Source organism: Polaribacter litoreus (genome assembly GCF_054584775.1).
Genome location: NZ_JBTLRD010000009.1, coordinates 22,045 through 34,050 on the forward strand (window position 1 = coordinate 22,045; position 12,006 = coordinate 34,050).

General features: G+C 31.4%; 6 protein-coding genes. 1 reads left to right on the forward strand and 5 read right to left on the reverse strand.

The window, feature by feature from the left end:
- Positions 1-2 precede the first annotated feature (2 nt).
- The 3 genes from ACW9UN_RS09385 to ACW9UN_RS09395 form a co-directional block, all read right to left on the reverse strand.
- Positions 3-1,193, reverse strand: coding sequence for a pyridoxal phosphate-dependent aminotransferase (locus ACW9UN_RS09385; RefSeq protein ID WP_459486009.1), 1,191 nt, complete (start codon positions 1,191-1,193; stop codon positions 3-5).
- 231 nt (positions 1,194-1,424) lie between these two features.
- Positions 1,425-4,763 (reverse strand): FIDD domain-containing protein, encoded by a 3,339-nt coding sequence (locus ACW9UN_RS09390; RefSeq protein WP_459486010.1) that lies wholly within the window; start codon positions 4,761-4,763, stop codon positions 1,425-1,427.
- A gap of 20 nt (positions 4,764-4,783) precedes the next feature.
- Entirely contained in the window at positions 4,784-6,319 is a 1,536-nt protein-coding gene (locus ACW9UN_RS09395; RefSeq protein ID WP_459486011.1) for a YifB family Mg chelatase-like AAA ATPase, read from the reverse strand.
- Positions 6,320-6,449: 130 nt separating this feature from the next.
- On the opposite strand from ACW9UN_RS09395, the gene ACW9UN_RS09400 reads away from it, so the two are divergent.
- Entirely contained in the window at positions 6,450-9,908 is a 3,459-nt protein-coding gene (locus ACW9UN_RS09400; protein WP_459486012.1) for a CotH kinase family protein, read from the forward strand.
- A 36-nt stretch (positions 9,909-9,944) separates the two neighbouring features.
- Here ACW9UN_RS09400 and ACW9UN_RS09405 read toward each other — a convergent pair whose 3' ends face one another.
- The gene (locus tag ACW9UN_RS09405) at positions 9,945-10,970 is read right to left on the reverse strand and encodes a polysaccharide lyase family 7 protein (protein ID WP_459486013.1); all 1,026 of its coding nucleotides are present in this window, start codon (positions 10,968-10,970) and stop codon (positions 9,945-9,947) included.
- 34 nt (positions 10,971-11,004) lie between these two features.
- Positions 11,005-12,006, reverse strand: coding sequence for a sugar kinase (locus ACW9UN_RS09410; protein ID WP_459486014.1), 1,002 nt, complete (start codon positions 12,004-12,006; stop codon positions 11,005-11,007).

The window sequence follows — 12,006 nt, forward strand, 5'->3', positions numbered from 1 at the left end:
AATTAAGCAAAAATTTCTGTGATTGCGTTGGTAAAGGTTTTCATTTCTTCCATAGTACCTATACTAACTCTACACCAATTTTTATCCCAGAATTTAAAAGCTCTTACAGCAACGTTTCTGCTATAAATTTCTTTTAAGAATTTTTTTCCTGTCATCGGAATTTCAAAAATAATAAAGTTGGTTTCAGATGGTAAATAAGAATAGTTGTTTTCTTTTAAATAAGACATGGTGTAATCTCTTGCATCAGCAATTTTAGTTTTACACATATCTAAAAAATCGGTATTTTCTAAACTTGTAGTTGCTGCAGCAATAGATGGCCCTGTAATACCCATTCCACCTCTTGTAATTTCAGAAATTACATCTAAAGTTTCTTTTTTTCCAATAACATAGCCAATTCGTAAACCAGCCATTCCGTGAATTTTAGAAAAAGTTCTGGCAACAATTACATTTTTACCTTCTGCAACTAACGTATTCATAGAATCTTTTATGCCGTTTTTAGACAATTCAATATACGCTTCATCTACAAACACAGGTACTTTTTCTGAAACTCTGCTACAAAATTCTCTTAATTTTTTTGCATCTGTAATAGAACCAGTTGGGTTGTTTGGGTTACAGATGTATACTAGTTTGGTATCTTCATCAATACCAGCTTCCATGGCATCTAAATCGTGTTGAGAATCATCTAATAATTTATAAGATTTCCATTTACCACCTACAGATTTTGCCACTACAATTAAAGACATATAACTTGGGTCTGCACTCACTACATTTCCTCCATTTTGAAATAAAACCATGGCAACTTTTTCTAATAAATCAGAAGAACCTGGCCCCATTAAAATTTGATTTGGATCTATCCCTTCATTTTCTGCAATTTTTGCTTTTAAATTGGTTAGGGTTTTCCAAGAATATCGATTTCCTGAAAACACTTCTTTTTGAAAAGCTGCTGCTGATTTTGGTGGTGGCCCATAAGGATTTTCATTCGCTCTTAAAATGGTCATTGGAGCCTCTTCTTTTAAAAGTGGAGGTGTAAATTCGTTAAAATAATTGTTAGAATTGTATAAGAAAGTTCGGTTTTCTTTTTGAGCAGTTAGTACATTAGAGCTCCAAATTTCATGAGGTACAAGTGCCAAAGCACCTAGCGTTAATGTTCCTTTTTTTAGCCAATCGCGTCTGCTTAAATTTGATGATTTCATTAGTTGGTTTGTTTTTTGAATTTACATCAACTAAGTTATAAAAGATTATATTTTTTGAAGTATAGATATTTCAATATAAATCACAAATAATTTGTTTTTATTGAAAAATATCTTACAAATTTAATAAAACGATATTTATAATACGCAAAACACCTTTTTATACTGATAATTATTCAATGAATAGAAAGTTAGATCTGAATATTTAAGATTTCTATTATAGTTAGAATATGGTTAATTTCTTATCAAACTAAAATTACCTGATCTGGTTTTTATAACATCATTTTGACTGACCAAAATTACTTGGAACCAAAAATCATTTGAAGGTAAAGGTTTGCCATTATAATTACCATTCCAACCCATATCAGTTATGGTAAACTTAGCAATTTGTTTACCAAATCTGTTAAAAATTGTAATCTGCCCACTTTTATAAAAACTATTATTTAAGCCTTTAATTTGCCAATAATCATTATTACCATCGCCATTTGGTGTAAAAAAACTTGGGAAACTAATTAAAGAAATTTCGAGTGGAATTGTACCACAATTATTTTTATCGTTAACCTCTAAAGTGTAAATTCCTCCATCTAAATTTTCAAAATTTGGGTTTTCTTGATAATCATAAACAATGTTATAATTTTCATTTAACAAACGATACTCATAATCGCCTAAACCCAAGTTTGTAGTATTTACTTTTATAAAATTATTATCAGAATCATCTTGTACAATAACATCAACAATTGAAATAGTTGATGCAGAAGACTCACTAATTTTTATGCGCATTTCATCAGAATTACAACCTTTATCTGATGTAGCCAACACAGTATAAACTCCTCCTTTAAATACGTCTATTGCTTGAGATGTACCTACAGTTGCTCCGTTTTCATCTGTCCATAAATAGGAATAATTACCTAAAGGATTCTCAGCTTTAATTGCTAATCTTGGATTGGTATTCATACAGATGATATCTTCTGTAATTAAATTGAAAGATGGTTTTTCATTTACAATAAAATTGATGGTGGTTTCTTGAAAACAAACATCATAAATTGGGTTTTCTAAACGCACTTTTATAATTTGTGATGCGGTTGTAAATGGGTTTGGTAATGGACTTGGTAGTGGATTATCGTTTTCATCAAAATAAGTAACAATTAAATTTGTTTGCGTACCTAAAATTGTATTTTGAATGTTTGATGTATCAAAAGCTGCTATTCCATCAAAATCATCATCACATGCTTCTTGAGGTAAAATTGGGTTGGCAACAGGTACTGTATTTACTACAAAATTAATAGTGGTTTCATCATAACATTGGCCATCTGCATCTTGAGAATTTGTATTTGTTACTCTAGCAATTATATTTTGTGAAGCTGTTACAAAAGGATTGGGTAATGGGCTACTCAATTGCGCTCCATTTTCATCAAAATAAGTAACAGTAACATTGGTTTGGTTACCAATAATTGTAGATTCTATTGTGGATGTATCAAAAGAAAAGAATCCATCTCTATCATTATCACATTCAGGATTTATAACAACCGAATTTGCAACAGGAACTTTTTCTACATTTAAAACAATATGTGCCCCAAGCCCCAAACAATCGTTATCTACCTCACTATCAACACGAATAAAAATAATTTGTTGATTGGGCGAGTTTGTATTTTGATAATTGCTAATATCTGCAATTGCATTTTCTTCTTTTAAGGCATCAAATTCGTTTTGATAATAATTGATGATGAGTTGCTGATTTGGCGGAAAAATATTTTGAATTTCTTCTGACACAGAGCTAAAATTGAAAGTGGCTATACCATCAGTAAAATCATCGCCATCATCACATTGAAAAAAAGATTTGGAATAATTTAGGGGAATTTGAGTGGTAGAGACAAAAAGATTTACTTCACCCACTTTATAACAACCATTGGTATTTTCTACTCTTGCCCAAATTTTATCTACACTTACAGTTTCATTTTCGTATTGAGTGCTATTTGTGATAGCAGTTCCATTATTTTCAGCTTCAGTTTGATCTTCATAAAAAGTGATCCTGTAGTTTTTTGGGTCTGTAATAATTTTTTCTTTGACTTCATTTAGATTGAAAAAACTAAAGCCATCAATATCAGCATTGTCACATTGTTTTAAAGAAACTGAAGGGTTGATGTTAGGTGCTTCAAAAATTTCGATTTCCTTAGGAATTGTATAAACTGTATTATCTATGTGAGTAACTGTAGCTTTAATATTGTAAATTCCTGCTGATGAAAACTGATGATTCACATCAATATTAGTAGAGGTATTATTTGCTCCAGAATCTGGGTCATCAAAATTCCAAACCACAGATTTAATTTCTGATTGATTGGTTAGACTTAAATTATTTGTTAAGTTACTACAAGTATTATCATTGGTAATTTCGAAAGGAAGTATTGTTTTTACTTCTCCATTTACAGTGATATAAAAATTAGCATTTGGTCTTGCTAACCTCATATCTTTGGTGGTTTGATAAGTGTTAGATTCACAGCCTATCGATCTAAACCAAGAAAAATCTGTATCACTTTCTGTACCTGCAATAAAAGCATTTGCATCACCATAATTAACACCTTTGTGAACTTCAACTAATATGTTTTTTACATCAGCAGGAATTGTAATTGGTTGATTAAAGTTAATTGTAATAATTTTAGAACTTACTGCACTCCAAGAAAAAGGTTGTAAATCTTCTATTTGACTACTTCCAATTAAATCGTCTTCAGAAAATGAATTAGGGAAGTTTTCATCTACTTTGTAAATATTAAATTGAAGAGTAGCTAACCAACCTGCACCTGTAATACCAACATTACCTGTATTTATTATAAGCTCTTCATTTTCATTAATATTAAATTCAGATAAATCAAATTTTCTAGCCCAAAATAAAGAGCTAGAAGAACAAGAAAACATATCTGATTTAATAAGTTTATCACCTATATTATTAGATAAAACAATATTATTATCAGAATTAATAATACTTCTTTTCTCTCCTGTAACATTAATAAAAAAATTGGCATTTAAAACTGGTGTGCTTAAATCTTCTGTAGAGGTATATGTATAAAGTTCTCTGCATCCCTGAAACCAAGAAGTATCTTTATCTTGTTCTGTACCTGCTATTAAAACTTTTTTATAATCAGCATTGTAAATATCATCTGATTGAGTTGCTACAACTAAGATTCTTTCGGTATTTGAAGGAATGACAGCAGGCGTATTAAAGTTTATTTGAATAATTTCTGGAGAATCATCAATTTTTGGCGCTAATATTCCACCTCCTCCAATATAAATTGCTGTGGAGTTAGGAAAGTTAGAATCGATTGCATAAATTCCAAGAGTTAATCTAGCGCCATCATAAGAATTACTAATTGCTATTTGACCAGATCTAACAATAAATTGATCAGTTGTTTCTATTCCAAAGTCTGCTAGCGTAAATGTTCTAGCCCAATATTCTTGGTAATCACAAGATTTCCAATCTGTTTTAATAGGTGTATTTCCTACATTATGGGTAAGTGTAATTTGTGCGTTAATGTTTAAATAAAATAGAAAGCAAAAAATAAGAGGTAAAAGATTTTTCATAGACTACAAAAATAGAAAATTTACCCCAACCAACCCTCTCTATCTAAACTTCTGTACTGAATTGCTTCTGCAATATGATCTGGGGAAATATCCTTAGCATTTGCTAAATCTGCAATAGTTCTAGATACTTTTAAAATTCGGTCATAAGCCCTTGCAGATAGATTTAATTTTTCCATCGCTGTTTTTAAAAGCGATAAACTTTCTGGTGATAATTTACAGAATTCACGAATTTGCTTCACATTCATTTGTGCATTATAATGTATATTTTCTAGTGCTGTAAAACGCTCTGATTGAAGTTCTCTTGCAGCTGTTACTCGTTTTCTAATTTCTACGGATGATTCTCCTTTTCGTTCTTCGGATAATTTTTCAAAAGGTACAGGAGTTACTTCTATATGAATATCAATTCTGTCTAAAAGTGGTCCAGAAATTTTACTCAAATAACGTTGCATTTCTTGTGGAGTAGAAGTCATTGGAGAATTTGGATCGTTAAAAAAACCAGAAGGACTTGGATTCATACTCGCAACCAACATAAATGATGACGGATAAGTAACCGTAAATTTTGCTCTAGAAATGGTAACTTCTCTATCTTCTAAAGGTTGACGCATTACTTCTAAAACTTCTCTTTTAAATTCTGGTAATTCGTCTAAAAACAAAACTCCATTGTGTGATAATGAGATTTCTCCTGGTCTTGGATATTGACCTCCACCAACCAAAGCTACATTGCTGATAGTATGATGTGGACTTCGAAATGGACGCGCATACAACAACCCTTCATTTTTTGTTTTACCAACCACAGAATGAATTTTTGTGGTCTCTAAAGCTTCATGTAATGTCATTGGTGGCAAAATACTTGGCAATCGTTTTGCTAACATGGTTTTCCCAGAACCTGGAGGTCCAATTAAGATGATGTTATGCCCACCAGCTGCAGCAATTTCCATACAACGTTTTATAGATTCTTGACCTTTTACATCCGAAAAATCAAACTCTGGGAAATCGATATTTTTGTAAAATTCAGCCCTTGTATCAACAATAGTGGGTGCTATTTTTTGATGACCATCAAAATGATTGATGACTTCTAAAATATTTTCTACACCTAAAATTTCTAAATCATTAACAATCGCAGCTTCTTTGGCATTTTCTTTAGGAAGAATAAAGTATTTAAAACCTTCTTCTCTAGCTTTTATCGCCATTGGTAACACTCCTTTTATAGGTTGTAAACTCCCATCCAAAGAAAGCTCACCCATAATAATATAGTCATTAATATTCTCTGATTTTATTTGATTGGAGGCAGCTAGAATTCCCATAGCTAAAGTTAAATCATATGAAGCCCCTTCTTTTCGAATATCTGCTGGTGCCATATTTATAATGATTTTTTTACCAGGAAGTTTATAGGAGTTGTTGTTGAGTGCAGCAGAAATTCTATAGGAACTTTCACTTACAGCTTTATCTGGCAAACCTACCAGATGATAGCCAATTCCTTTATCAATATTTACCTCAACAGTAATTGTGGTAGCTTCTATACCGAAAACAGCAGAACCAAAAACCTTTACGAGCATTCTTTTTTTTTCTTTAAAAATAGAAAAAATCAAAGAAAAATAAGAGAATTAAAGATATAATTACCAATTAATTGAGATATTCTAAAATCAAAGCGACTTATATTTGTAAATTACTAAAAAATAGAACCCAATGAAACCATTTATATTTATTTTCTTGTTTAGTATTTTTGGTTTACAAGCACAAACTATACGATTTAACGAGGTGGTTTCGTCTAATTCTGTTTATTTTGATGAAGATGGAGATACACCAGATTGGATTGAGTTGTATAATTCTAGCCATCAAACAATTTCTATAAATGGTTGGTCTTTGTCTGATGATGAGGATCATCTTTTAAAATGGACATTCCCAAACGTTTCATTAGCTCCCAATCAATACCTACTTTTGTGGGCTTCTTCTAAAGATAAACGTTCTATTGAGTATCCAAAAACTTTGGTTAATAAAGGAGATTCTTTTAAGTATATCCTACCCACATCAGAACCAAATACCAATTGGAAAAACTTAAATTTTAATGATACCAATTGGGCGCAAGGAATTTCTGGATTTGGATATGCTGATGGAGATGATAACACAATTATTCCTAGTGGTACAAAATCTATTTACTTACGAAAAAATTTTACCATTGATGATGTTGATAATATTGCATCTTTAATTTTAGATATTGATTATGATGATGCTTTTGTGGCTTATATTAATGGGCAAGAAGTGGCACGCGCAAATATTAATGGAGTACCACCAACTTTTAATGCAAATACCATTCAAGATCACGAAGCCAAAATGTATACTGGTGGAAAACCTGATCGTTTTTCGATTTCAAATTTTAAAAATTTTTTAAATGATGGCGAAAATATATTGAGCATTCAAGGGCATAATGTGAGTGCTAATTCATCAGATTTTACCATTATTCCCTTTTTATCAGCAATTTTTAAAACACCAAATTCGTTAGGGGTTGATCCGCCAGCTATTTTAAATCTGAAAGGCAATAATTTTCATACAAATTTTAAAATAGCCTCTAAATCAGAAACCTTATTTCTTGCTGATGCAAATGGAGAAATTGTAGATGAAATTACTGCTGCAAAATTACCTCCAAATAGTTCTATAGGAATATCAATAAACTCTGACAATATTGTTCATTATACAGAAACCACACCAGGATTTAAAAACTCTACAAATGAATTTTTAGGAGTTGTAACCAATAGCGTGGTTTTTTCACATCAAGGAGGTGTTATTCAAAATCCTATCAATTTAGTTTTATCTGGCAATGCATCAAACGAAGATATTCGTTATACTTTAGATGGTAGAGAACCAAACGCATCTTCATTGCTGTATACGAATCCAATTCAAATCAACAATAACAAAAATATTAGAGCTAAACTGTTTTCTAATAATCAACTACCCTCTAAAACGTACACGAAATCTTATATTTTAGGCGCAAATCACCAATTAGATATTATTTCGTTAACCACAGAACCTAGAAATTTATTTGATGAAGATTATGGCATTTATGTTTTTGGTGCAGAGGGTACTTATAATAACCAAGTACCTTATTATGGAGCAAATTTTTGGGAAGATTGGGAAAGGCCTATTCACTTTGCTTTTTATGAAAACGACAGTGATGAAATAGCCGAATTTAATGGAGGTATAAAAATTTTTGGAGGCTGGAGTAGAGGCCAAAATGACCAACGTTCGTTAGCGCTTTTTGCAAGAGGACAATATGGAGATACTGAGTTTAAACATTCTTTTTTTAACACATTAAATTATACTGATTTTCAATCTTTAGTATTAAGAAATTCGGGGCAAGATTGGTTAAAATCGTCTATGAAAGATATTATGCTTACCAGTTTAATGAGAGGTAGCAATTTAGATTTTCAAGAGCATAATCCTACAGCTACTTATATTAATGGGAAATATTGGGGCATGTATAATTTGCGCGAAAAAGTAAACGAACACATGCTTGCCTCTAAACACAATATTAATGCTGATGATGTAACTTTATTAACCAATAACGCAGAAGTATTAGAAGGCAACAATGAAGAATACAATAATTTAATTAACTATATCAATACCACAGATTTATCTATTGCTACAAATTTTGAATATGTAAACCAACAAATAGATATAAAAGAATATATACTGTATCAAGCTGCAAATATTTTCTTTAATAACACAGATTGGCCAGGAAATAATATTAAGTTTTGGAAACATCCTGAAGGCAAATGGAGGTGGATTATGTACGATACTGATTTTAGTTTTGGTCCTTTTTGGAATGCAGGTAATTATTACGAAGATACTTTAAACTTTGCATTAGAACCTTATGGCCCTGCTTGGCCTAACCCATCTTGGTCTACATTATTATTTAGAAGATTAATAACAAACACAGCCTTTAGAAACCAATTTATCAATAGATATGCAGATGAACTGAACTCTCGATTTTTACCTGAACATATAAAAAATCATATTGATGCCATTCATCAAACCATTGCCCCTGAAATAGAAGCACACTATAACAATTGGGGAGAAAACCCTTCTTTAGCAACTTATTTCATCAACCAAATGAAAATTTTTGCAGAGAATAGGCCTTTGTATGCTAAAAATCATATCAAAGCTAAATTTAACTTGGCTAATTTTCATCAAATAACAATTAGCTCTAAAGCTATTGAACAAGGCTTTGTTGAAATTAACGAAAACTTAAAAATTAAAACAACTTCTTGGAGTGGAGATTATTTTGAAACTGTACCCATACAATTAAGAGCAATACCAGAAGCTGGTTATGAGTTTTCGCATTGGAGTGGAGCTATTTCATCAACAAATAAAATGATAACTATAGCTTTAGAAAAAGCGATTGAAATTACACCTAATTTTAAAAAATCTACTACTGAAATACCTTTGGTTATTAATGAAATCAATTATAAATCTAATGATGCATTTAATGCAGATGATTGGGTAGAAATTTATAACCCAAATACTTTTACTGTAGATATATCTAATTGGCTATTTAAAGATGATGATGATACTCATGTATTCACGATTCCTTCTGGTACCACAATTTCTGCAAAAGGATTTCTTATCGTTGTAAAGGATATTTCAGATTTTACAGCTGTTTATCCAAAGGTAAAAAATTTTGTAGGAGCGTTTGATTTTGGTTTGGGCACTTCTGATGCAGTACGCCTATTTAATGCAGATAATGTGCTGCAAGATGAAGTGATTTATGATGATAGTTGGGCCAATTGTGCTGATGAAACTGGTAGAACTTTAGAGTTAATTGCAACAGATTTAGAAAATCATTTACCACAAAATTGGGATTGTTCAAATTCATATGGAAGTCCGAATATTATAAATGATGCAACACTGTCTGATGATGATATTGTTTTGTCTAATTTAAAAATATACCCTAATCCTGTTATAGACAACATATTTATTGCTGGTGATTTAAATGATTTTAGTATTCAAATACACAATGCTATTGGTCAAAAAGTATTAACTTTTAAAAACACAAAAATCTTAACGGTTAAACCGCTTACAAAAGGCCTTTATTTTATGACTATTTACGATAAAAACAAAAGAACAACTTTAAAATTTATCAAAAAATAAAGTTGTTCTTTTGAAAAAAGTTAACGCAAGTTATTATTATTTGTTTGGATTTTCTGATGCACCAACAGTTGCATTTTTATACCAAACCTCAGCATAACTACCGTTTGCATATTGCTTGGAAATATCACCACCGTAAATTTCTGATTTGGTACTTTTAGCATTTGCTTGATTATATGCTCCTTGTTTAAAATAGTTAATTTCTCCAGCATATGCAATTTCTTTCTCTTCACTTATAGCTCGTCTAGAAGCATAATTATCTATAACCTGTTGAGGAATATCTGCTTTAGTTGGAAAATCTGATTTTATTAAGCTTTTTGTAAATCTAACGGTTTTATGGCCTTTACTTTTAAAAGTTAGATACATTATACCTTGATGTACATTAACTTCGTAACTAAACTCTTCTCCTAAGGCTATACCATCTTTGGGCTCTTCTGGTGCTTCTGTGGGGCTTTTACCTACTACAGAAAAATCGTGACCCCAAACCGCAGTTGAGTAATCCCATCTACCAGAATTGTTGCCTTTTGTATTGATTTCATAATTCCAAAAAACAGAACCTTTTGTATGTTCTGGAAATTTTTTGTAAAATATTTTCAAGGGCTCGTTTTCATGACCTTCGTCACTATGAATTTGCCCTACAACCACAGAAAAAGAAGAAGATACATTTGCATGGCCAGTTGTAGAAACGTGCATTACTTTTAATGTACCTGTTAATTTACCTCCTTCTTCAGGAATCCAATGTTTCTTTTCTCCTAACTCAGATCTAGTATTGCTTGAGGTTTTTGAGGTTATGCCAGAATTTGGGGTTTTATAAACTACCCAATTTGTAGTTCCATCATTCTCTACATAAAAAAAATCTTTTTTTTGAAAATTGACTAGATTTTCTGAACGAGTTCCATCACCTAAAAGAATTTTCCATTTATGCATAAACGGAATTACATCATTTGGATAGGTAACTTTTTTTGTTTTTTCTTCTTTATTTTGTTTGTTAGTTTTAGAACAACTATTAAAAAAACAAACGGATAAAACTGTTAAAAATATGTAGAAAATTGATTTGATATTCATTAAATATGGTTTTTTAAAATGAAAATTTAAAGTGTTATCTTTTTATAGCTCCAGAAGTATCTCCTTGCATTAAGCTTTGTACATTTTCTAAAGAAACCATATTTACATCTCCAGGAATGGTATGTTTTAATGCACAAGCTGATGCTGCAAAATCGATAGCTTCTTCATCATTATAATGTAACAATCCGTAAATTAAACCAGAGGCAAAAGCGTCTCCAGTACCCACTCTATCAATGATATGAGTTATGTTTAGTGTTTCTGTTTTAATATAGTTTTTGCCATTCCAAATTTTACCTTGAATTTGATGATGAGAAGCGCTTAACGTTCTTCTAGTTTTTTTAACTACTTTTTTTATTTTAGGAAACTCTTTTATCAGTTGTTTGGCTAGAGATTTAAAACTGTCTTCTGGTTTTCCTAACGCAAACATTTCTTTAATGCCATGACTACTTGTAATTACAACATCTGTATGTTGTACTAATGTTGGAATTACGTCTTGCATTGTTTTACCGTATTTCCACATATTGTTTCTAGAGTTGATATCTCCAGAAACTGTAATTCCTAATTGATTAGCCGCTTTAATAGCATCTAAACAACACTGGGCAGCACCTTCTGAAATTGCAGGAGTAATCCCTGTCCAATGAAACCAGTCTGCATCTTTTAGCACCTCTCGCCAATTGATCATTGAGGGTTGAATTAAAGAAAAAGCAGAACCTTCACGTTCGTAAATAACTTCGCTAGGTCTGTGTACAGCCCCTTTTTCAAGAAAATACTTGCCCATCATATCATCACCATAAATAACATGCTCTGTACTTAACCAATGTTTTCTTAAAAACTGCGCACCAGCTTTACCTAATGCGTTGTTTGGAAAACGAGTTACGTGTGCAGCTTTCATTCCTAAATAGGCACAAGAAATAGCTACATTAGCCTCACCACCACCATAAACGAGTTCTAGTGAAGAAGCTTGTGAAAATTTTTCGTATCCTGGAGGAGATAATCGCATCATTACCTCACCAAATGTTATTAATTTTTTCGGCAT